18 protein-coding genes and 2 pseudogenes are annotated in these 20,925 nt (G+C 70.2%); 8 read left to right on the top strand and 12 right to left on the bottom strand.

The window, feature by feature from the left end; translation table 11 throughout:
• A pseudogene (locus ACZ68L_RS32010) lies at positions 1-69 on the top strand (transglycosylase SLT domain-containing protein); the annotation flags it as partial.
• 667 nt (positions 70-736) lie between these two features.
• On the opposite strand, the gene ACZ68L_RS32015 reads toward ACZ68L_RS32010, so the two are convergent.
• Positions 737-1,054, bottom strand: coding sequence for a hypothetical protein (locus ACZ68L_RS32015; protein WP_469583890.1), 318 nt, complete (start codon positions 1,052-1,054; stop codon positions 737-739).
• Positions 1,055-1,374: 320 nt separating this feature from the next.
• On the opposite strand from ACZ68L_RS32015, the gene ACZ68L_RS32020 reads away from it, so the two are divergent.
• A complete protein-coding gene (locus ACZ68L_RS32020) occupies positions 1,375-3,468 on the top strand; it encodes a SpoIIE family protein phosphatase (RefSeq protein ID WP_469583893.1) in 2,094 nt (697 codons plus the stop codon).
• A 43-nt stretch (positions 3,469-3,511) separates the two neighbouring features.
• Here ACZ68L_RS32020 and ACZ68L_RS32025 read toward each other — a convergent pair whose 3' ends face one another.
• The 3 genes from ACZ68L_RS32025 to ACZ68L_RS32035 form a co-directional block, all read right to left on the bottom strand.
• The gene (locus tag ACZ68L_RS32025) at positions 3,512-4,024 is read right to left on the bottom strand and encodes an HIT family protein (protein WP_469583896.1); all 513 of its coding nucleotides are present in this window, start codon (positions 4,022-4,024) and stop codon (positions 3,512-3,514) included.
• A 440-nt stretch (positions 4,025-4,464) separates the two neighbouring features.
• A complete protein-coding gene (locus ACZ68L_RS32030) occupies positions 4,465-4,710 on the bottom strand; it encodes a hypothetical protein (protein ID WP_469583900.1) in 246 nt (81 codons plus the stop codon).
• Positions 4,711-4,824: 114 nt separating this feature from the next.
• A complete protein-coding gene (locus ACZ68L_RS32035; RefSeq protein WP_469583903.1) occupies positions 4,825-5,259 on the bottom strand; it encodes a hypothetical protein in 435 nt (144 codons plus the stop codon).
• Positions 5,260-5,632: 373 nt separating this feature from the next.
• Between ACZ68L_RS32035 and ACZ68L_RS32040 the strand changes: the two genes are divergently transcribed.
• Complete coding sequence (locus ACZ68L_RS32040; protein WP_469583906.1) at positions 5,633-7,087, top strand: glyceraldehyde-3-phosphate dehydrogenase; 1,455 nt, start codon at positions 5,633-5,635, stop codon at positions 7,085-7,087.
• Positions 7,088-7,517: 430 nt separating this feature from the next.
• On the opposite strand, the gene ACZ68L_RS32045 is transcribed toward ACZ68L_RS32040, so the two are convergent.
• The 3 genes from ACZ68L_RS32045 to ACZ68L_RS32055 all read right to left on the bottom strand — a co-directional run bounded on the left by ACZ68L_RS32045 (position 7,518) and on the right by ACZ68L_RS32055 (position 9,985).
• Positions 7,518-8,063, bottom strand: coding sequence for a YciI family protein (locus ACZ68L_RS32045; protein ID WP_469583910.1), 546 nt, complete (start codon positions 8,061-8,063; stop codon positions 7,518-7,520).
• A 150-nt stretch (positions 8,064-8,213) separates the two neighbouring features.
• Positions 8,214-9,068, bottom strand: a complete 855-nt coding sequence (locus ACZ68L_RS32050; RefSeq protein ID WP_469583912.1) for an ABC transporter permease — start codon at positions 9,066-9,068, stop codon at positions 8,214-8,216.
• Positions 9,065-9,985 carry an ABC transporter ATP-binding protein gene (locus ACZ68L_RS32055; RefSeq protein ID WP_469584137.1) on the bottom strand — a complete coding sequence of 307 codons (921 nt, stop codon included), beginning with the start codon at positions 9,983-9,985 and terminating at the stop codon, positions 9,065-9,067. Before ACZ68L_RS32055 ends, ACZ68L_RS32050 begins: the two co-directional genes overlap by 4 nt.
• Before the next feature lie 207 nt (positions 9,986-10,192).
• Between ACZ68L_RS32055 and ACZ68L_RS32060 the strand changes: the two genes are divergently transcribed.
• Both ACZ68L_RS32060 and ACZ68L_RS32065 read left to right on the top strand, forming a co-directional pair.
• Positions 10,193-11,371, top strand: a complete 1,179-nt coding sequence (locus tag ACZ68L_RS32060; RefSeq protein WP_469583914.1) for a sensor histidine kinase — start codon at positions 10,193-10,195, stop codon at positions 11,369-11,371.
• Positions 11,368-12,030, top strand: a complete 663-nt coding sequence (locus tag ACZ68L_RS32065; protein WP_469583917.1) for a response regulator — start codon at positions 11,368-11,370, stop codon at positions 12,028-12,030. Before ACZ68L_RS32060 ends, ACZ68L_RS32065 begins: the two co-directional genes overlap by 4 nt.
• Before the next feature lie 194 nt (positions 12,031-12,224).
• Here ACZ68L_RS32065 and ACZ68L_RS32070 read toward each other — a convergent pair whose 3' ends face one another.
• Positions 12,225-12,617, bottom strand: coding sequence for a hypothetical protein (locus ACZ68L_RS32070; protein ID WP_469583920.1), 393 nt, complete (start codon positions 12,615-12,617; stop codon positions 12,225-12,227).
• A gap of 268 nt (positions 12,618-12,885) precedes the next feature.
• On the opposite strand from ACZ68L_RS32070, the gene ACZ68L_RS32075 reads away from it, so the two are divergent.
• Positions 12,886-13,815, top strand: a complete 930-nt coding sequence (locus ACZ68L_RS32075; protein WP_469583922.1) for an LLM class F420-dependent oxidoreductase — start codon at positions 12,886-12,888, stop codon at positions 13,813-13,815.
• Between the two features lie 552 nt (positions 13,816-14,367).
• Here the strand turns inward: ACZ68L_RS32075 and ACZ68L_RS32080 are convergent.
• The 4 genes and pseudogenes from ACZ68L_RS32080 to ACZ68L_RS32095 form a co-directional block, all read right to left on the bottom strand.
• Positions 14,368-14,589 (bottom strand): annotated as a pseudogene (locus ACZ68L_RS32080) (amidase); the annotation flags it as partial.
• A gap of 66 nt (positions 14,590-14,655) precedes the next feature.
• The gene (locus ACZ68L_RS32085) at positions 14,656-14,838 is read right to left on the bottom strand and encodes a hypothetical protein (RefSeq protein ID WP_469583925.1); all 183 of its coding nucleotides are present in this window, start codon (positions 14,836-14,838) and stop codon (positions 14,656-14,658) included.
• Between the two features lie 647 nt (positions 14,839-15,485).
• Complete coding sequence (locus tag ACZ68L_RS32090; protein WP_469583928.1) at positions 15,486-16,157, bottom strand: response regulator transcription factor; 672 nt, start codon at positions 16,155-16,157, stop codon at positions 15,486-15,488.
• Between the two features lie 4 nt (positions 16,158-16,161).
• Positions 16,162-17,313 carry a sensor histidine kinase gene (locus ACZ68L_RS32095; protein WP_469583931.1) on the bottom strand — a complete coding sequence of 384 codons (1,152 nt, stop codon included), beginning with the start codon at positions 17,311-17,313 and terminating at the stop codon, positions 16,162-16,164.
• Positions 17,314-17,425: 112 nt separating this feature from the next.
• On the opposite strand from ACZ68L_RS32095, the gene ACZ68L_RS32100 reads away from it, so the two are divergent.
• Together ACZ68L_RS32100 and ACZ68L_RS32105 are read left to right on the top strand one after the other, a co-directional pair.
• Entirely contained in the window at positions 17,426-18,937 is a 1,512-nt protein-coding gene (locus tag ACZ68L_RS32100) for a DUF1349 domain-containing protein (protein ID WP_469583934.1), read from the top strand.
• A 599-nt stretch (positions 18,938-19,536) separates the two neighbouring features.
• The gene (locus tag ACZ68L_RS32105) at positions 19,537-20,820 is read left to right on the top strand and encodes an amidohydrolase family protein (RefSeq protein ID WP_469583937.1); all 1,284 of its coding nucleotides are present in this window, start codon (positions 19,537-19,539) and stop codon (positions 20,818-20,820) included.
• The last annotated feature ends 105 nt before the right edge of the window (positions 20,821-20,925 follow it).

Genomic DNA, 20,925 nt, shown 5'->3' on the forward strand with positions numbered 1-20,925 from the left:
ATCACCGCGGCCGCCAACTACGCCGCCCACCGCTACGGTTCGATCGACAACGTGAACTCCGCCTACTGATCCGCGGACTCCACACCCCACCCGCCCGCCAGGACCGGCACGGCAGCACCGACGCTGCCCACGCCGGTCCTTCGGCATGCCACGCAGACGACCGGATGCCCAAAGGTGCGGGCCGCGCGGACGAATCCGGACCGCTCCTGTCGGCGGGCGGACAGTTGATGGGCCGGCCACCACCACAAGGCTCGTTCCCGGAATCCGGACCCGGCCGGCCGACACCGGACTCGGAACCGGACTCGGAGCCCGGAGCCGTCTCGGAGCCGGCACCGGACTGCGTACCCTCCACGCGGGCCCCCTTCCGGGCGGCCGGTTGTTCCGGGCCCGAACCTCCCACGCCGTCGCACGGACTTCTGTTCGTCTCCGAGGCCGCTCATGGCGCTTGCCCGTACCGATCACACGCGGGTCCGTCGCACTCGGTACCGTCCTTGCCCCTTCGTCGACGGTCCGGAGGCCGACGCACGGTTGCGACTGCAAGAAGTGGCAGGTCACCTACAACTACCGGCGCACCCTGCCCAACTCCCGTCTCGTCCACGTCCCCGGGGCGGGACACGGCATCGTCGTCGGCCGCCCCGAGATCCGCGAGAACGTCCTGCGCGAGCACCTCTTGGCGCGTCCCCTGCCGTCTCCGCTCTACGACGAGCCGGATCCGCCCCCGGGCCGCGCCCTCAATCTACTCCTGAATCGGCAGGTCCGGATGCGTGAACACGAAGATCATGTATGCGACCGCAGCCGCGGCTCCCAGGGTCGAAAGCACCAGTCCGGCCAGAGGCTGAGCACGGCTCGCATTGCGACGCGAGGCGGCGCGGTACTCGATGGAACCCCGGACCATGCCTGCCAGTCCCAACGGCAGGGCCAGCAGCCACACGAGCATCCAGAGCGGACAGCAGAACCAGAACGCAACGGAAGCCCCGCCGAGAGCGACGGCGAGGCTTGTGCGCCCCGGCCTGCCATCGGTCGGGTCATCTGCAGGAATCACGTGCTGATCCAAGCAGCAGCGCGGTACGGCCCGACGACCGCCCCTCGACGAGCGCCAGGTCAGCCGTCCACCCGCGGACATCCGGGCCGCCGCGGGACCGGAAGCGTTCAGGTGAGGATCCGGCGTCCTGCCGCGGTAGGACGAGCGTGATCACGGCCCGGCCGGGGTGCGGTGCGTCGGCGGTGGTCTCGGGGGACTATGGAAGCACCAGGGAGGCACGGGGAACCATCCCGGCGCCGCAGCCGCAGCCGCAGCCGCAGCCGCAACCGCAACCGCAACCGCGGGCCGGGGCCGGGGGTGCGTCGCGTCGGCAGGTGGAAGGAGCGCCCGGGATGAGCGAAGCGGGAACCTTCGATGCCGGCAAGGATTCGTCGGGCCCGCGACTGGAACGGCCCAGTGGCGTACTGGACGCGCTCGGTGTGGCGGTGGTGGTGCTGGACACCTCCGGACGGATCGTGTTGTGGGGCCCGCAGTCCGAGGAACTGTTCGGCTACTCCGCGCAAGAAGTGCTGGGCCGGAGCGCGGCGTCGCTGCTGGTCCATGAGCGGTACACGGATCTCGTGGTCGGCATGTGCGAGCGGATGCTGGAGACCGGCCGCGGCTGGGCCGCTGTCTTCCCCGCACGGCACAAGGACGGCAGCACGCGGCTGGTGGAACTCCACGGCGCCCGGCTGGCGACCGAGCAGGGAGAGCTTCACGCTCTGGGCATCGCCACGGACGCCTCGAAGCTGCGCGAGGTGGAGCGGGACGTCGCGTTGTCCACGCAACTGATCGCCCAGTCGCCGATCGGCCTGGAGGTTCTCGACACCGATCTGCGCTACGTGGCTGTCAATCCCGCGATGGAGCGGTTGCACGGCATGACCGCCGAGGACCATATCGGCCGGGGATTCCGTGAGGTCCTGCCCTCCGTCAGCGTCGACGCGTCCGAGGCGGCGGTCAGGGAAGTTCTGGAGACCGGACTTCCACAGGTCGACAGGTACACCATCGGCCGCACTCCGGCCGACCCCGACAACGACCATGCCTGGTCCGTGTCCGTCTACCGGCTGGAGGGACCCGACGGTCAGGTACTGGGTGTCGCCACATCAGTGGTGGAAGTCACCGATCGGTACGGTGCGATCAAGGAGGCGGCCCAGGCCCGGCAGCGTCTGGCCCTGATCGCCGACGGCTCGGCCCGCATCGGTACCACCTTGGACATGCGGCAGACAGCCCGCGAACTGGCCGATGTCGTGGTGCCCGAGCTCGCGGATATCGCGGTCGTGGACGTACTGGACTCCGCGCTGGACGATCGTCGGCCCGCGAATCCCGTCGGCGGCCCGGTGCTCTTTCGTACCCTCGCGGTGAAGGCCGTCGGCCTCAGCGAGGCGGCCCGCGCCGTCGGCACGGCCGACCGGTTGGTCAGCTACGGCGCGGACCGGCTGCCCACCCAATGCGTAGGGACCGGTCACCCCGTCCTGGTGAGTCACGTGGAGGAGTGGGATCTGGCACGCATCGCCCGTGACGCCGGTGCCGCCGCCGTGCTGGCCAGTTTCGGCATCCACTCGTATCTCGCGATACCGCTGGCCGCCCAGGAGGGGACGTTCGGTGTGCTGGGCCTGATGCGCGGCCGTAATCCGCTGCCCTTCGACGCGGACGACGTCACCCTGGCCGGTGAGCTGGCCGGCCGAACCGCGGTGTCCCTGGACAACGCGCGCCTCTACCAGAGCGTCCGCAACACGGCGGTCACGCTCCAGCGCAGTCTGCTCCCGCGGCCGGTGCCGCCGCCGGGCCTGGAGATCGCCACCCGCTACCAACCCGCCGGAACATCCACCGAGGTCGGTGGAGACTGGTTCGACGTCATTCCCCTCGCCGAGGACAGGACGGCGTTCGTGGTGGGCGACGTGATGGGCAGCGGAATCGACGCGGCTGCCGCGATGGGCCGTCTGCGCACCGCCACCGCCACGCTGGCCGACCTGGGTCTCCCGCCCGATCGGGTGCTGCAACACCTCGACAAGATCACCGCCGGCCTGGAACCCTCCATCGCCACCTGCATCTACGCCGAATACGACCCGCACAGCGAGTCGTGCCGCATCGCTGCGGCGGGACACCTGCCCCCGGCGCTGACACCCGCCGGCGACCACTCCGAGCTGCTCGACCTGCCCTCCGGAGCGCCTCTCGGGGTCGGCGGCGTCCCCTTCGAAGCGGCCACCGTGCCGCTGCGTCCCGGCGATCAACTGGTCCTCTACACCGACGGGCTGGTCGAAACGCGCCGCGACGCCATCGACGCGCGCCTCGACCTCTTGCTGCGCGTGCTCGACGGCTCCGACGGCTCCCTGGAGGAGACCTGCGACCGGCTCCTGGACGCGCTGCGTGATCCGGACGACCACGACGACGTGGCGGTACTCATCGCCCGGCCCGGACCGTGTCCGCGATCCGCGGGAGAGGAATGAGCCTCGTACGGTTCCACGCCGCCGGGGGCCGGATGGCCGACGCTTACCGCGACGGCCCGAGAACCCCGCGCTCGGCAACGGCTCTGCGGAGACGTGACGCCGTATCGGCCGTCTCCCGGGCCGACGGGGACAGAACACCGTTCTCGGCCATCAGGGCATGGAACTGCTGTCGCTCGTAAGGCACTTCAGGAGGCAGCGTCGCGATGTGCCAGTGCAGATGCGCGTTCCCCTGCTGACTGCCGAGGCTGTACAGATAGGTTCGCTCGGAGTCATGGACATCCTCGACCGCGAGAGCGATCTCGCGGACCACGAGCATGAGCCGGGAGTAGGCCGTCTCGTCCAGATCGCGGACGACATGCTCGATGTGCGCCTTCGGTGCCACCAGGACTTTTCCGGGAAGCGTGGGCCATCGGTCGAGGAAGGCCACATGGTGCTCGTCCTCGAAGACGGTCTCGTGCCGATAGTTGGGGTGTCCGGCGAGAAATGCGCAGACGAAGCACGGCCCGCTACGCGTTCGTTCGACGTACGACCGGAGATTCACGGCTTCGCGGTCCATCGGCATCAGATCCCCTCTCCACGGAATGCATCAGTCTGCAGTAGCCCGTGGACGGGAAGGTACGCGGTCGCCCTTCGGCGTTTCCACCCGGCCATGACGGCCATCGTGCCGAGGCCCAGCCCGAGAGCCACCACCGACTGGGCGGATTTGAACCCATCGGCGAGCAGACCGACCGGGCGTGTCTCGCCATCGCCCCGAACGCCCCCTGCCCGCCGGGCAGGGGGCGTTTCGCCGTCTGTGGCGGCCGCGAGATGCGCAGGCGGTGCTCTTCACCAGGAGCGGGGTGTGCGGACGAGTTGCCGGCGGGCGGGCGCGGGGTCGAAGCGGATCCCGTCGTAGCCACGGGAGATGGTGCCCGCGACGCCGACGCCCCGTCAGCGACCGTGGGCACGGGGGGCGTTCGAGTCAACCGGGGCGAGATCGGGCCGGCCGCCCTGGCTTCAGTGGAGCAGTGCCAGGAGCCGACGCTGCACGCCGGACAGCAGTCCCGCCGCCCGACGCGGGGAGGGCGGGAGATCCGGCCGCGCCGGAGTGGGGTTCGGGGCGAGGCGAGCCGGTTGACGTTCCGGCGTCGTGAAGGGATGTGAGCCGTCCGGCGACGACGGCGTCGGGCAGGACGGGGCGGGGCGGCGAGCGGCTTCGGCACGTACCAGTGCGCTCACGGCCGCGAAGGCGTCTGCGGGCATGTCGGTTCTCCTGCGGGGTCGAACGTGACGTGGGTGTTGACGACGGCAGGCCGCACCTCGCGTGCCCTTCGCGGCGGAGCGCGGCAGGTGCGCGAGGGATACGGCCGGAGCCGGTCAGCAGCGCAGTACGAGACCTGTCGGAGAACCGGTCGAGCCCGCCCGGTCGACGAGTTCCGGCGCGCATCCATGACGCCCGGTCGCCGGGGGCACGCCGCCGAGGCCGGAATCGGGTGCCACCGCGGTGGCCGCGGATGCGGTGTGACGCGGTTTACCGGGCGAAGCCGTGCCCGACCGCCACCCGTGGCCCTCGCTGTGACCACCGGAGCCCGCCGCGAACGACTGCTCCGCCGAGGGTGATTCGACGGCGGCGGCGCCGACCGTCGGCACCGCGTGAGGGACCGGGACGCCGTGAACGTGGCCGGCCCGGGAGCCGGACACCGGGACGGAGGCGAACACTCCGTGCATCAGCATCACCAGCGTGATCAGCGCGGCCGTACACGCGGCGCGACGTACCGCCCGCTGTTGTGTACCGCCGCTGATGGGCGTCATGTGGAGCCTCCTGTGATGCCTGGTACAAGGGAACATCGACGAGGAGGCTGTGGCAGTCCGGTCCCTCCGCATGAGTGACAGGTTCACCCGTGTCACCCAGTCGTCGAACGCCTGCTCGTTCCGCTGCGTTGTGCGTATCGGCCCCGCACATCATCGGGAAGCCCCGCACATCATCGGGAGACAGAGCCGCGTGGGCACCCTGGCCGCCTGTCGGTCCGCGAGAACGCTGATGTTCTGCCTGCGCGACGACCCGTTCTCCGCCCGGGGCGGACGTGAGGCCCGGTCGCCGCATTCCGCTCAAGCGGCACCGTTTGAATGATCAAAGTGCCAGGGGGTTACCATATGAGCGCCGCCTAGCTCGAAAGATAAATCTGTGACTGTCAACGAGGACTCGTTCACCAGCTGGAAGAACCGCGAGGAGATCGCGGAGTCGATGATCCCCATCATTGGGAAACTGCACCGGGAGCGGGATGTCACGGTCCTGCTTCACAGCCGCTCCTTGGTGAACAAGTCGGTGGTCAGCATCCTCAAGACCCACCGCTTCGCCCGGCAGATCGCCGGTGAGGAGCTCTCGGTCACCGAGACGCTGCCCTTCCTGCAGGCTCTCACCACGCTGGATCTCGGCCCTTCCCAGATCGACATCGGCATGCTCGCCGCGACGTTCAAGACCGACGACCGCGGTCTCTCGGTCGAGGAGTTCACCGCCGAGGCCGTCGCCGGTGCCACGGGTGCCAACAAGATCGAGCGCCGCGAGGGACGCGATGTCGTCCTGTACGGCTTCGGCCGCATCGGCCGCCTCGTCGCCCGGCTGCTCATCGAGAAGTCCGGCTCCGGAAACGGTCTGCGGCTGCGCGCCATCGTCGTCCGCGGGGGCGGCGGCCGGGCCGTCGAGGATCTCGTCAAGCGCGCCTCGCTGCTGCGCCGCGACTCCATCCACGGCCAGTTCCAGGGCACGATCACCGTCGACGAGGCGAACAGCACGATCGTCGCCAACGGCAACGAGATCAAGGTGATCTACGCCAACGACCCGTCGGAGGTCGACTACACGGCGTACGGCATCAAGGACGCCATCCTCATCGACAACACCGGCAAGTGGCGCGACCGCGAGGGCCTGTCGAACCACCTGCGCCCCGGTATCGAGAAGGTCGTCCTGACCGCGCCGGGCAAGGGCGACGTCCCCAACATCGTGCACGGCGTCAACCACGACATGATCAAGCCGGACGAGCAGATCCTGTCCTGCGCCTCCTGCACCACCAACGCGATCGTCCCGCCGCTGAAGGCGATGGCGGACGAGTACGGCGTGCTGCGCGGCCACGTGGAGACCGTCCACTCGTTCACCAACGACCAGAACCTGCTGGACAATTACCACAAGGCCGACCGGCGCGGCCGCTCGGCGCCGCTCAACATGGTCATCACCGAGACCGGTGCCGCCTCCGCCGTCGCCAAGGCCCTGCCCGACCTCAAGGCGCCGATCACCGGCAGCTCGATCCGCGTCCCGGTGCCGGACGTCTCGATCGCGATCCTCAGCCTGCGGCTCGGCCGTGAGGCCGATCGCGAGGAGGTCCTCGACTACCTCCGCAATGTGTCGCTGACGTCGCCGCTCAAGCGGCAGATCGACTTCACCACCGCCCCGGACGCGGTGTCGAGCGACTTCATCGGCTCGCGCCACGCGTCGATCGTCGACGCGGGCGCCACCAAGGTCGAGGGCGACAACGCGATCCTCTACCTCTGGTACGACAACGAGTTCGGCTACTCCTGCCAGGTCATTCGCGTTGTCCAGCACGTCTCCGGGGTGGAGTACCCGACCTACCCGGCCCCGGCGGTCTGATCTCGGCTCCAGGATCCGCGCGTCGATGCGCGACATCGGCTGAGGACGCGCAGTGCGTGCGCGACTCCGGGCTCGGTGCGCCTCGGCCGCGTTCCGTTGCCGTCGGCTGAAATGCCTTGCGGTCCATGGGAGCAGAGCGCTGCCCGTACTACGTGACGTCCAGTGTGTGACGGTACGGAGTACGGGCAGCGCTCCGACGTATGCGCAGGACGGCCACGGTGTCGATCCGGTACCGCTTCTGCTTTCGCGGCACCTTCGGGAGTACCGGGCCATGGTCCCGCGGGTTCAGGGGAACCGAACATCCGTCAGCGTGAACCCGCGGATCCACTGGCGTGTGCCGGGCCGACGCATCCGCGGGTGCGGGTGAAACACGAGGCTGCCGAGCGATCCGAAGAGCTCCGGCGGTGACGTCGGCCTGGACGTCCTCGGGTCACGACGGCCGCCCGCCGAACTGCCAGTCGTGCACCTCGATGTCGGCGTACCGGTCCGGGGTCAGGATGGCGCGCGCCGTGTCCGGGTTCGCTGTCCGGACCAACGCCGCCGTGCCCAGCCAGTCGGAGCCGCTGTCGGACAGCAGCGGCCCGTAGGCGATCACCTCGTCCCGGTCGGGCGGCGCCGCGAGGTCTGCGGCAGGCCCCGTACCGAAGCCGAGCACCAGGTACCGGCTGCCACCGGTCCGGCCGCCGGGGAAGTCCCACATGGTGCGCCCCAGCGTGTTGTGCCATCGTCGCAGCAGCACGTCTCGGTACACACCGGCCTGGTAGTTCGGCTCGGCGAAGGCGAACGCGCGAGCGGCGGCGGGATCGGGCAGGTCGACGATGTGCACGCTGCCGGTGGGTGTGTCGCCGGCGAGGGTCGGGCCCCGCGCGATCATCTCCTTCGCGTACTGGTCCATATAGGACCAGTGATCTTCCAGCAGCTCGTCGCGCAGAGGTACGGAGCCGGGCCGGTCGCGGTGGTAGCAGAAGAACTCCATACCCATAGCGTCTCTGCGAGGAGATCTTCGAGTCCAGCGGGTTTCACCGCGGTGGCTGCTCTCCGGCCTCGCCCAGAAGCACACGTGCCGACTCCGCGCACCGGATGGCTGACGGCGAAGTGGTCGAAGCCGCAGGGCCCGGGGGACCGGTCACACGTCGCGGTGCCGCACGACGAGCACCGCGAGTGCGACCGCGATCAGCGGCCAGAGCATGTACACGATCCAGGAGCCGGGGACCGTGGCGGTGTACGCGAGAGATGTGGGATCCGGCGGCCAGTTCTGGACCAGGCGCCTCCAGGCGGTGACCGGCATCGCGTGGTTGACGTCGGCGGACCAGAGCGTGCTCTGCGAAAAGAGTGTGGGCAGCATCAGCAGCGTGAAGACGGTGGTGACCATGGTGGTGGCACTGTGCCGGATCAGGACGCCGAGGCCCAGGCCGACCAGTGCGCAGACCGGGGCCAGCAACGCGGACGCCACCAGCGCGCGGAACACCCCGGGGTGGGTGAGCGTGACCCCGGCGTGCCGCCCGTTCAGGATGGCCTGGGAGGCCAGGAAGGAACCGACGGAGATGACCGTACCGACCGCGGTCCAGAGCACGCCGGTGACGACGGCCTTGGCCAGCACCACCGAACCACGGGCGGGGACGGCCACGGTGGTGGTCCGGATCAGCCCGCTGCTGTACTCGCTCACGACGGTGAGGGCGCCGACGCTGCCGGCGACGAGCATCAGCGTCCAGTAGCCGCCCGGCGGGTAGGCGGTGAAGGGGAGGAAGCCGGGGGCCTGCCGCGTGCTCGGGCCGGAGCTCGCGAGATTGTCGTACTCGGCCAGCGCCGACGCGACGGCCGACCCGATGACGAACAGGGTGGTGAGTGCGATCGTCCACGGCGTGGAGCGCAGGGACCGCATCTTGATCCACTCGGAGGCGAGCAGGTCGCGGAAGCGGGCGGGCGGCTCGGCGACCGGCGTGGCCGAGGGGGTCGGGGCAAGGGAGGCGAGTGAGGTCATCGGGGCTGTCCTGCCAGGTATTCGACGCTGTCGGCGGTGAGTTCCATGAAGGCCTCCTCCAGTGAGGAGGTCCGGGTGGTCAGCTCGTTCAACAGGATCCGGTTCTGGAGGGCGAGCGCTCCGATCCGGTCCGCCGGCAGCCCGGTCACGGCGAGCTTCTCGGCGCCTGGCGAGCCTTCCGGCTCGACCGACGCGCCCGCGCCGGTCAGTACCGCTGCCAGCTCGGCGGCCTGTGGAGTGCCCACCACGATGCTGAGGCGCGTGCCGCGGGCCGCGAAGTCCCGCACCGACTCGGCGGCGATGAGCCGGCCACGGCCGATGACGACGAGCTGATCGGCGGTGTTCTCCATCTCCGACATCAGGTGGCTGGAGAGGAAGACCGTGCGGCCCTCGGCGGCCAGACGCCGGAAGAGGCGGCGCATCCAGAGCACGCCCTCCGGGTCCATGCCGTTGATCGGCTCGTCGAACATCAGCACGGGCGGGTCGCCGAGGAGGGCGGTGGAGATCCCGAGCCGCTGCTTCATGCCGAGCGAGAAACCGCCGATGCGGCTGGTCGCCGCCTCGGCCAGGCCCACCTCGTGCAGTACTTCGTCCACCCGACGCATCGGGATGCCGTTGCTGCGGGCGAGGGCGGACAGATGGGCCGCGGCGGTGCGTCCGCCGTGGACCTGGCCGGCGTCAAGGAGGGCGCCGACGTGCCGCAGTCCGCGTGGGTGGGTGTGGAAGGGGACGCCGCTGACGGTGGCGGTACCACCGGTGGGTGCGTCCAGGCCCAGGATCATCCGCAGAGTGGTGGTCTTGCCGGCTCCGTTGGGGCCGAGGAATCCGGTGACCTGGCCCGGCCGCACGGTGAAGGACAGACGGTCGACCGCGGTCCTGCTGCCGTAGCGCTTGGTGAGTTCGTCGACTTCGATCATGGGGTCAACCATGCCGGGAGGTTCCCGTCCGGGCATGGGGCCGTGGAGGGCAATCGCGCGGCCGGGTTGGCCCGCGGGCGTACATCCCCGGGCCGATGCCGCGCGGGCAGTGGCTGGTTAGTGTCGAGGCATGGACGCCACACCGACCCCCCGTTGCCGGCGCGCGCTTTCGCATCGCAACCTCTCGCTCGGAAGGACACACCGCCGATGACGAGATCGAAGGCCGTGGCCTGGGTGGGGGGTGTCCTGTACCTCTTCGCGCTGGTTCTGCTGGTGGGGGGTGCGCCGCGGGCGTCAGGCACGGTCCACGGCGTCGGGGCGCTGCTCGCTGCGAGCCTGCTCGTCGGTGTGCTGCGACGGGCGCCGCTGCCGGCTCTGGCCATGACGCTGTTCGGGTCCACCGCCGTGGTGGTGTTCACTTCCGGCTCCGTCCCGACGAGCCGATCGGTGACGTTCCAGGGCGAGTTCCTGCCGTATGCGGCGGTGGACCTCGTCCTGGGTCTCATTGTCGCCACCCGTACGCGGCGAGCTTCGATCGTCGCCGTGGCGGTGTCCTTCGCCGTGCAGATCTTGCTGATCGGCGGCTTCGCGCACGGGGACAACCTGACGGTCAACGGCGTGATCGCCTTCTTGGCGATGGCCGCGTCCTGCACGGTCGGTCTGCTGAGCCGCGAGCGTCGCGAGCACGCGGTGGCGTTGCGTTCGCAGGAGGTGGTCGAGGCCGTGACCGCCGAACGGCTGCGGATCGCACGGGAGCTGCACGACATGGTCGCGCACAGTATCGGCATCATCGCCATCCAGGCAGGGGTGGGGAGACGGGTCATCGATACGCAGCCTGCGGAGGCGCGCGAGGCGCTGCGAGTGATCGAGGCGACCAGCAGAGAGACCCTGTCGGGTCTTCGGCGCACGCTGGTGGCGCTCCGTCAGGCCGACCTGGGTGACGTAGCGGACTCGGGGCAGGCCCCGCTCGCGCCCTCGCCGGGTCTGGCCGACGTCGAACGGCTGGCGGCGGCGACTGCTGACGCGGGGGTACGCGTCGATGTGCGCCGCAGTGGGGAACAGCGTCCGCTGCCGGCCGACATCGACCTGTCCGCCTACCGTATCGTGCAGGAGGCGCTGACCAACGTGGTCCGCCATGCAGGCGCCGGGCATTGTCGGGTGGCCATCGACTACGGGGACGAGGAGCTGTCCGTGGAGGTCGTCGACGACGGGCGGGGCGCTGCCGAGAGCGGTTCGGCCCATGGCTTCGGCATCGTGGGCATGCGGGAGCGGGTCGGTCTGCTGCACGGCCACCTCAGCGCCGGGTCGTGTCCCGAGGGCGGCTTCCGGGTGGCGGCGCGGCTGCCGCTGCCCGAACCCGTCGCCGTTCCGATGGAGGCCCGATGACCGTCCGGGTCGTGCTCGCCGATGACCAGCCCTTGGTGCGGTCCGGTCTGCGCGTGCTGATTGCCGATCAACCCGACCTGGAGGTCGTCGGCGAGGCCGCCACCGGCACCGAAGCGGTCCAACTGGTCAAGGACGTCAGCCCGGATGTCGTGGTGATGGACATCCGGATGCCCGGCATGGACGGGATCGAGGCCACTCGGCGGATCACTGCCGGTCCGGCGACCACGCGTGTCCTCGTCCTGACCACCTTCGACGAGGACGACCACGTCTACGGCGCGCTCCGGGCCGGCGCGAGCGGCTTTGTGGTCAAGGACATGGCGCTGGACGACATCCTCGCGGCGATCCGAGTCGTCGCCGACGGCGACGCGCTGATCGCGCCGGGTGTCACGCGCCGTCTGATCGCGGACTTCGTCAGGCACCCCGTGGCTGCCCCGGAGCGCTCACCACGGCCGGTCGAGGGCCTCACCGAGCGGGAACGGGAAGTGCTGACCCTGGTCGGACGTGGCCGGTCGAACACCGAGATCGCAGCGGATCTCTTCATCACGGTGGCCACCGCCAAGTCGCACGTGTCACGGCTGTTCACCAAACTGGGCGCCCGGGACCGGGTTCAGCTCGTGATCACCGCCTATGAAATGGGGCTGGTCACGCTGCCTCGCTGAGCGGGTCCCCGGGCCCGTGGCGAAGTTGAGACGTCGCGACACCCCGTCTCGTGGACGAGCCGCTGGAGAGCAGCCGCTGACGCTCGCGCCGTGATCTGGTTTGCTGCCGCCTGCCGCCTGCCGCCTGCCGCCTGCCGCCTGCCGCCTGCCGCCTGCCGCCTGCCGCCTCGCACCGGAGCGGTGCGCACACAGCGCTAGGGGTTCACCGCGCGCTCGACGCGGAGACGGGCTTCGTCCAGACAGGCGTCCAGACTGGTCTGGGGCGTCGGTGGTTCCGGGACGTGTGAGCACATGCGCAGCGGTGCGTTGAGCCAGGCCCACTCCTTGGCGGCGGGGTCCGCGAGGCCGTCCGTCTGTTCCGCGACCGTGTCGTGGAGTAGATCCGGGTCCGCGAGCAACCGGCCCAGGCTGTCCAGCGTCACCCGGTCGGCGGGGACAGCATCGCGGATCGCCAGGACGTAGAGACCGACGGCCAGAATCGCGCGGATGCGCATCGCGTCCCAGGCGGCCATCACGCGCCGGTTCGTGAGCCCGGTCGCACGGTGCAGCGCGGCCGTCCACGCCGTTGTGCGGTGGTCGGTGGTCATCCCTCTGTCTCCCCCTGGCATCGGCAGGACCACTGGCTTGAGCCCGTGCCCTGGTGGCCGAGAACCGACGCTCCAGCGTAGTCCGTTTCGTATCCGCCGGGGAGGGCATGGGCGGACACGGACGAGCCCCACACACCCGTGCCGGTCCCGGGAACGCGCCGTCGGCCGTCCGCCCCACCGGACGCTCAGCATGTTTCGACGCGCGACGGCAGGAACAAGTGGGTACCTTACGGTAGTTGCCCCGTGGTCATCGTGAAGGAGTGCATACATGACGGTCTCACTCGGTCTTGGTCTCCCGCAGATGAAGCAGTACGACATCGGCCGTGATGTGGCCACCGTCGCGCGCGCGGCGGAGGAGGCCGGGTACGCGAGCTTGTGGGTCTTCGAACGTGTCCTGTTTCCCGAGCCCGCGACCCAGGGGCTCTACGGTGTGCCGGGACTGCCGTGGCCCGACCAATATCGCAGTGTCGCCGACCCGCTGGTCACGCTCACGCTGGCCGCCGCGGCCACCGACCGGGCGCGGCTCGGGACCAGCGTCCTGGTGGCGCCGTTGCATGTGCCGTTCCAATTGGCCCGTTCCCTCGCCTCGCTGGATGTGGCGAGCGGCGGGCGAGTGGTCGCGGGCCTGGGCACGGGATGGTCTCTGGACGAGTACGCGGCGGCCTCCGTCGCGCCCTTCGAGAGGCGCGGCGCGGTCCTGGACGAACTGCTCGACGTGTGCGCGGCCGTCTGGGGACCGGACCCCGTCTCCTACGAGGGCGAGCTGACCACCATCGCCCCGTCGGAGGTCGGCCCCAAGCCAGTGCGCCCCATTCCGGTCTACCTGCCCGCGAACAGCCCGCGTGCCAACCGCCGTCTGGTGGACCGGGCGGACGGCTGGATGCCCGTGGCCGCGGGAGCCGCTCAGCTGGCCGAGCAGTGGCAGCGGGTTCAGGACATGGCCGCCGAACGCGGTCGGGAGCGTCCGCTCGACGTCTGCGCGCGAGCCAATGCGCGGTACAGCGCCAAGCCGGTCGAGGGTGCGGGCCGCCAGCCTTTCCACGGGAGCGTGGCGCAGATCGTCGAGGACCTGGTGGCGCATGCGGAAACGGGCGTACCGGAGTTCTTGCTGGACCTCCAGGGCACGACGCGTGACGCCGCGGAACTGATCGATGTGGCGACCGAGGTGTACGAGGCGGCGCGCGCCGCGGGTGTCTGACCGAACGCGGGAGGGTGTCCGGGCCCGCTGCCCGGCGGGGACTGGGCGGCACGGGACGGACGCCGTCACGCGGCCTGCCCCGTTGACGAGCCCGAGCCGTGCGCCGGTACCGGTCGCAGGGCTCGATCGCAGGGGCGCCGGGGCGCCGGGTTCGCGTCGGCACGCCCTCGGACCGTCCGCACATGCTGTGTGGATCCCGCTCAGCCGGGCACCCCTCACGACCCCTCGGCGGCTGTCTCTCCGGACGCCACCCACGCGGCCGGAGGCCTCTCCGTGCGGTCGTACCGGCCGACCGTCCTCCCACGTACGGCGCAAACGCCTTCCTCCGGTCGCGTGACCGGAGTGTTGACGGGCACCTCGCGGTAGAAGCGGAAGTCGCGCGACGGCGCACGCGGAGGAGGGACGGAAAGCGGTCGGGGCCATGCTCGGTCGTCACCACTGCCCGGCGCCGGACGCGATCGGTCCGTTGAGCCCTTCCGGCCGGCTTTTCCAGTCGGCCTTCATCGGCGTCGGGGACCAGCAGTACAGCCGTTGGCGCTACGCACTTGATCTCGGCCGTCCGGGGCATCTGTGATCGACACCGCGGGCGCGCGCCTGGTCGGCACCGCGCGCGGCGGCCCGTGCACGGTTGAAGTCCGGCACACAAATCGCGTTGATCGCCGTGTCGTCCCGCTCAATACGGGCGATCGCCTCGTCGGTCAGCTCCGCCGAGGTCACTTCACCGGCACGCAAGGCAGCCGCGAGGTTTTCGGCCGTCGGAAAATTCCACTCCATGAATCCGACCGTATCGGCCTCTGGAACAGGTCATGAAATGCCGCTTCGCACAACGGGGTGGATGTCTCAATACTCATCATGTTCCGCTCCGGCCACAGACAATTCGCCCGACCGCCGGCGACGGTGACGCGCGGCGGGATCGGTGTCGGCCTGGGAGTTCAGGAGACCTTCATCGGACACCCGCGCGTACTTGGCGAGCCTGCGAACCGACGTATGCCCCGACAGCTTCATCAGCACGGGCGTGGACACGTCCTTCTCCGCAGCGTGGGTCAACCGCGAGTAGGGTGTGCCCGCTGCGGCCGTGTGCGGACGATCCCGTGTGGCATTGAGCAGGTGCGTCGGCGCGAGGAGTTCCGCGACGCTGAGAGCGGCATGTGTCGCATTGCCGAGCAGGAAGGGGAGATCCGGGCTCCTCGGGTGCCCAGCCTTTGGCGCGAGCCGTACGGGAGCCCACGCAGCCACCGGTTCACCACCGCCGTCGCACGCGGCGCGGACGGACCGCCTTCGAAGCGCAGGTCGTCGTCGATGAGTACGGGCATCCCCTCGGGGATCAACGGTCGGTGGTCGACGTCCCAGGACTCCCAGCCCCGGGACGAGAACAAGCTCAGGATCACGGGCGCTGACAGAAGAAACACCACACAGCTCAGCGCAAAGCCCAAACTCCCCGGCCACCAGGCTCATTGGAGCCAATCGCCACACGAAAAGGGACGCTGCCGCAGCGCTCTGCTGCGGGCCTTGGGCCCACCGAGGCGACCACGTACGGACGGCTGGTGGTCCCTGCCCCGCGGGCCGGGCCGTCGTTGAGCGGGGCAGGGACGGGACTGGGCGATGACCCAGGACAGTGACGGGGCCCGGAGGGATCTGGACCGCCGTGACTCCGGCCGATCGGAGCCCTATCAGGCGGTCGGAGCGTCGGCGATGCGATAGCCCACCCCGGACGTCGTCGTGATGACCGGTGGGCTGCCCAGCTTGCGGCGCAACCGGCCGATTGTGACCGTCACCGTGTTGGTGAAGGGGTCGGCGTTCTCGTCCCACACTTGTTCCAGGAGGTCCTCGGCGCTCAGGAAGCCTGGACTGGCGCGCAGCAGCGCCTCCAGGACGGCGAACTCCTTGACGGACAGCTCCAGCGGACGGCCGTCACGGAGGGCGGTCCGGCGTACCGGGTCGAGTTCGAGGCCGGCGGCACGCAGCGCGCGGGCCCGGGCGGCCGGCCTGCGGCGGGCCAGGGACCGAATGCGCAGGATCAGCTCCGGGAAGTGGAAGGGCTTGGCGAGGTAGTCGTCGGCGCCGAGGGTGAGACCGCTGACCCGGTCGCCGGGCGTCCCGGCCGCAGTCAGCATCAGCACCATCGCGCGATCGTCCCGCTCGGTGATCATTTGGCAGAGCGTGTCGCCATGGATGCCGGGCAGGTCGCGGTCGAGGACCACCACGTCGTACGCGTTCAGGTTGAGCTTGGCGGCGGCGGCAAGACCGTCGTGCGCAACGTCGACGGCCATCCCCTGATCCCGCAGTCCCTCGGCGACGACCTCGGCGAGCGACCGCGCGTCCTCCACGACCAGAACCCTCACCGTGTCACGCTTCCGAACCGGCCGCCGACAGCAGCGCCGCCGCAACGCGCAGGCCGCCCTCCGGCCGGGCCAGTAGGGCGAGGCGGCCGCCGTGCGCTGCGACGATCGCTGCGACGATCGACAACCCCAGGCCGGAACTCCCCTCCGACCCCGTCCGGTCGGCGCCGAGCCGCTCGAACGGCTGCGTCAGCCGGTCTACCTGCCCCTGGTCGAGGACGCGCCCGCCGGTCTCGACGACGAGGCGTGCCTCGCTGTCGTCGTGTTCGGTGGAGATCCGGATCCAGCCGCTTTCCTGGTTGTGCACGATCGCGTTGTCGACCATGTTCTCCACCATCCGGGACAGCAGCGCCGGACTACCCCGTGTCCAGGCGTTCGGTCGCACCTCGTCGTCGACGGTCAGCGTCTTCGCGGCAATGTCGGCGGCCCGGGCGGTCAGCGCCTCCCGCGCCAGCTTGCCGAGCGACACAGGGGTCCGGTCGGCGAGGGTGCCGTGCTGCGCCCGTGCAAGGACGAGAAAGCCGTCCAGCAGGTGATCCACCCGGTCGAGCTCGGTCCGCAACCGGCCGGCGAGCGCAACGGTCTGCGCCGCGGGCTCCGGTTTGGCGACGGCAACATCCAGCGACGCCCGCATCGTCGCCAGTGGCGTGCGCAGTTCGTGCGAGGCGTTGCCGACAAACCGGCGCTGCGCGACGAATGAGGCTTCGAGGCGTTCCAGAAGACCGTCGACCGTGTCGGCGAGCTCCTTGACCTCGTCGAGGGGGCCGGCCACGGCGAGCCGCTGATGCAGGTTCTCCGCGGAGATCCGCCGTGTCGCCGCGGTGATCAGCCGCAGCGGGCGCAGGACTCGGCCGGCGAGGACCCGGCCGAGCAGGAGCGAGACGCCCACCATCACCACCAGCGAGATCAGCGAGCCGACCAGCAGTTGGTGGTTCTGCTGCGCATGCACGTCCGAGAGCTGCCTCTCCAGATCCCGGATCTGCAGCTCGGCGGCAAAGTTGGACTGGCCGGTCGGGGGCTGTTCAGGAGCGACGCTCGTCACCCGGCCACCCGACATCAGGTAGGTCAGGGCGAGCAGCACGATTCCGGACCCGAGGAACCCGGTAGCGTACAAGATCGTGAATCGCCGTCCGACGGTTCCGCTCCGCAGCTTGCCCATGTTCCTCTTCCCGCTCACGTCCGGCCGGACTCAGGATGCCCCGCCGCACCTAACAGCGACATAACAGGGGCGGTTCGGACCACGTTATGGTCGAATCCGTAGAACCGGGTCCATGCTTACGACCAACGAACTACTCCGGCAGGAGTGGACCGGATTCCGACGTCCGGGCCGGCTGATCGCGATGGGGGCTGCGGCTCTGGTCGTCGTCACCCTCGGTCTGCTCTATGCGTTCGGCAACCACGCGTCCTGCGACGGCCCGTGCCCGGCCGAACCAACCGGGCCGGACGGCTCCCTCGTCAACGACCAGTTCTACTTCCTGCATCGCGATCTGGGCGAGAACGGCAGCATCACGGTCCGGATGACGTCCATGACCGGCACGATCACCTACCCACCGCCGAATCACGACCAGATCGTCCCGGGCCTGGTGCCATGGGCGAAGGCCGGGATCATCATCAAGGACGGTGTCCGCCAGGGATCCTCCTACGCGGCGTTGATGCTCTCCGGCAGCCACGGCGTGCGGATGCAGTACGACTACCGCCATGACACCGCAGGCGGCGACGGTGGGGTCTCGGCCAAGTCGCCGCGCTGGCTGCGGCTGACGCGGTCGGGCGGCACCGTCACCGGCTACGAGTCCGCCGACGGCGAGCGATGGGCAAAGGTGGGCACGGCGCAGCTGTCCGGGCTGCCCAAGACTGTGCAGGTCGGTCTGTTCGCCACCTCTCCCGGCGACCTGACGCTGCGGCCTGTCGGCCTTGGCGGTGCCACGGAAGAGGTGCGCTTCACGCAGGCCGCCGGTGTCTTCGACAACGTCGGCCTCAAGGGCGCGGCCTCCGCCGGGGGCTGGAGGAAGGACGCCGTCGGCGAGATGAACCGGACTGACTGGGAGAAGTACCACAAGGCGTCCGGAGCGGAGGAGGAGGGCGGCACGATCACCATCAACGGCACCGGCGACATCGGGCCGGGAGGTGCCGAGGACGGCGGCCGCCCGGTGGAGCGTACCCTCGGCGGCCTGCCCATCGGACTGCTCATCGTGCTCGTGGTCGCAGTGCGGTTCGCCACCTCCGAGTACCGCGGCGCGCCGGTCACCCGCCGGGTGCTCGCGGCGAAGGCGGTCGTCGTCGGAGCCGTCACGTTTGTGACCGGTCTCCTCGCCGTGGGGATCGTGATCCCGGTCGGCGTGGCGATCCTGAAGGGGAACGGGGTCTCGGTCATCGGGGTGTCCGCGCTCACCGGAGTGCGGGTCGTCGTCGGTACGGCCGCCGTGCTCGCCCTCGCCGCCATGCTCGCGCTCGCGCTCGGCACCCTGCTTCGGCGCGTCTGGTTCGCGATTCTCGTCGCTGTCCTGGCGATCGCGGTCCCGTACGTGGTGACGTCCTTCCCGCTGCTTGCCGACGGCCTGTCACAGTGGCTGCTGCGGGTTACTCCGGCCGCCGGCTTCGCCACCCAGCAGACCCTCATCGAATATCCGCAGGTCGTCGCCCACTTCACGCCCTCCGCCGGATACTTCCCGCTTCCGTGGTGGGCCGGGGTCGTTGTGCTGTGTGCGTACGCGGTGCTGCTTCTGGGGCTTGCTCTGAACCGCCTGCCGCAAAGCGATGAACGGGCCGGGCAACCGGTGCGCTGAGGGCGCCGACCCCGGCCCACCGAGGGCCGGGGCAGCCGTGGCGGCCCGGCACTCCGCCCCCGACACCGATCGACCCGAACACCCCGAGCGCGGACATCCGCATCGGCTACGCCCGCTGCTCGACCCTCGCCCAAGAACTCCAGTCCCAGCCCCTTCCGAACGCCGAGACCCGCAGCTGACAGCCGTGATCAAGTGCTTGGCGCCAACGGCTGTACCGCTGGTCCCCATGGCCGTTCATCAGTGCTCTGCGCAGACGGGCGCCGGCGCCCGTCTGCGCGCGGACGCAGCCGAACCCGCCGCCCCGTGTGATGCCTCGGCCCGCGTGTGCCGGCCGAGAGCTGTGCGGCCCGCTCGGGACGCCGTTGTCTCGGCGGCGGGTCCGGCAGCAGATGGCGTGACTCGCTCCACACCGGACAGCCCTTGGCTGACCGCCGGCCGCCGGGTTGTCGCGTCAAGTTGTATACCAGAGTGTGCTGAAGGAGGCGCAGGCAGGGGAGGGATCGGGCATTTCTGGCAAGTTACGGTGTGAGATCTTGTCTCGTAACATGTCTTGGTATACAAACTGGCTCGGCCGTACATCTCATAGCGAGGAGCCCGCCATGTGTGTCGATTCCGCACCGCCCCCGCCCGGCCGTGTCACCCGACGCGGCGTACTCGCCGGGGCCGCCGCCCTCGCGGGCACCGCCGCGGCCCTGTCCGCGGCCCTGTCCGCGGCCCCGTCCGCGGCGGCGGCACCCGGACGTGCCCCGGGGAGCGCGGGCGACCTGGTCATCGAGGGCGGCACCTTGCTCGACCCGGCGACCGGTGACGTCACTGAGGACGCGGTCGTCGTGATCCGTGCGGGGGTCGTCCGCGCGGCCGGGGCACGGGCACGGGTCGGGGCCCCGCACGACGTGCCGCGCCTGGACGCTCACGGCCGCTGGGTGCTGCCCGGACTCGTGGACGCGCACATCCACCTGAACACCGCCGCCGAGGCGCGCGAGGCGGTCCGCCAGGGCGCCACCAGCGCGCGCAGCGGCTCCACGAACTTCTACCAGGACATCGCCGTGAGGGAGTTGGCACGGCAGGCCCCTGATCTGGCGCCTCGGCTGCGGGCCGCGGGTGTCTTCGTCACGCCCGACCTGGGCGACACCGTCCTGGCCGATCCGGACCTCACACCGCTGGCGCGCCTGAAGGACGGCGTTCGTTCGGCCGAGGCGTTGCGGCGTGTCGTCGAAGTGAACCTCGCCCGAGGAGCCGACGTGATCAAGACGCGGGTCAACGAGCGTGCCGGCCTGCCGGAGCAGGACCCGCTGACGCAGGTCTACTCCTACGAGCAGCTCTCCGAGGTCGTGGCGGCGGCACGACGCGGTGGCAAGGGTGTGCTGTGCCACAGCTACAGCGAGCGTGGTTGCGACGACGCGGTCCGTGCGGGCATCCGGTCCTTGGAGCACGGGGTCTTCGTGAGCGAGCGAACGCTGCACGACATGCGGCGCAGGGGAACGTACTTCACACCGACACTCACCGCGATTGCCGGACTCGCCGACTCGCCGAACCCGGTGCTCGCCGAGCGCGGACGCAGGTATCTGCCGGTTCTGAAAGCGGCGGTGAGAGAGGCGCACCTGATGGGGGTGGCACTGGCGGCAGGCACGGACTCCTCCGGCGGAAACATCGAACCCATCGGCCGCGAAGTCGAGTTGATGCGCGCTTCGGGTCTCTCGGCGCTCGACGCGATCCGTACGGCCACGACCCGGTCCGCCCAACTCCTCGGTCTTCAGCGGACGGTGGGCCGCCTCGCCCGTGGCTTCGCCGGTGACGCGATCGTGGTGGACGGCGACCCGCTCGCCGACGTGTCCGTGCTCAGGACGCCACTGCGCGTGGTGCGCGCGGGCCTGGCCCTCTAGTGCCTCTCTTTCGGATCACGCCCGGCTCGCGTGCCCCGGCACCGCGCCTCGCCGCGTTGTCGTCGGTCTTCCCCAAGCTCTCGACTTCGCTCGAGCAGGGGAGAC

Source organism: Streptomyces sp. NPDC104309 (assembly GCF_055584025.1).

Coding starts and splice junctions, on each gene's coding strand:
- ACZ68L_RS32020 (WP_469583893.1), top strand. CDS start 1,375: ATGAGCGAAGCGGGAACCTTCGATGCCGGCAAGGATTCGTCGGGCCCG.
- ACZ68L_RS32025 (WP_469583896.1), bottom strand. CDS start 4,024: ATGGACCGCGAAGCCGTGAATCTCCGGTCGTACGTCGAACGAACGCGT.
- ACZ68L_RS32030 (WP_469583900.1), bottom strand. CDS start 4,710: ATGCCCGCAGACGCCTTCGCGGCCGTGAGCGCACTGGTACGTGCCGAA.
- ACZ68L_RS32035 (WP_469583903.1), bottom strand. CDS start 5,259: ATGACGCCCATCAGCGGCGGTACACAACAGCGGGCGGTACGTCGCGCC.
- ACZ68L_RS32045 (WP_469583910.1), bottom strand. CDS start 8,063: ATGGAGTTCTTCTGCTACCACCGCGACCGGCCCGGCTCCGTACCTCTG.
- ACZ68L_RS32050 (WP_469583912.1), bottom strand. CDS start 9,068: ATGACCTCACTCGCCTCCCTTGCCCCGACCCCCTCGGCCACGCCGGTC.
- ACZ68L_RS32055 (WP_469584137.1), bottom strand. CDS start 9,985: ATGATCGAAGTCGACGAACTCACCAAGCGCTACGGCAGCAGGACCGCG.
- ACZ68L_RS32060 (WP_469583914.1), top strand. CDS start 10,193: ATGACGAGATCGAAGGCCGTGGCCTGGGTGGGGGGTGTCCTGTACCTC.
- ACZ68L_RS32065 (WP_469583917.1), top strand. CDS start 11,368: ATGACCGTCCGGGTCGTGCTCGCCGATGACCAGCCCTTGGTGCGGTCC.
- ACZ68L_RS32070 (WP_469583920.1), bottom strand. CDS start 12,617: ATGACCACCGACCACCGCACAACGGCGTGGACGGCCGCGCTGCACCGT.
- ACZ68L_RS32075 (WP_469583922.1), top strand. CDS start 12,886: ATGACGGTCTCACTCGGTCTTGGTCTCCCGCAGATGAAGCAGTACGAC.
- ACZ68L_RS32095 (WP_469583931.1), bottom strand. CDS start 17,313: ATGGGCAAGCTGCGGAGCGGAACCGTCGGACGGCGATTCACGATCTTG.
- ACZ68L_RS32100 (WP_469583934.1), top strand. CDS start 17,426: ATGCTTACGACCAACGAACTACTCCGGCAGGAGTGGACCGGATTCCGA.
- ACZ68L_RS32105 (WP_469583937.1), top strand. CDS start 19,537: ATGTGTGTCGATTCCGCACCGCCCCCGCCCGGCCGTGTCACCCGACGC.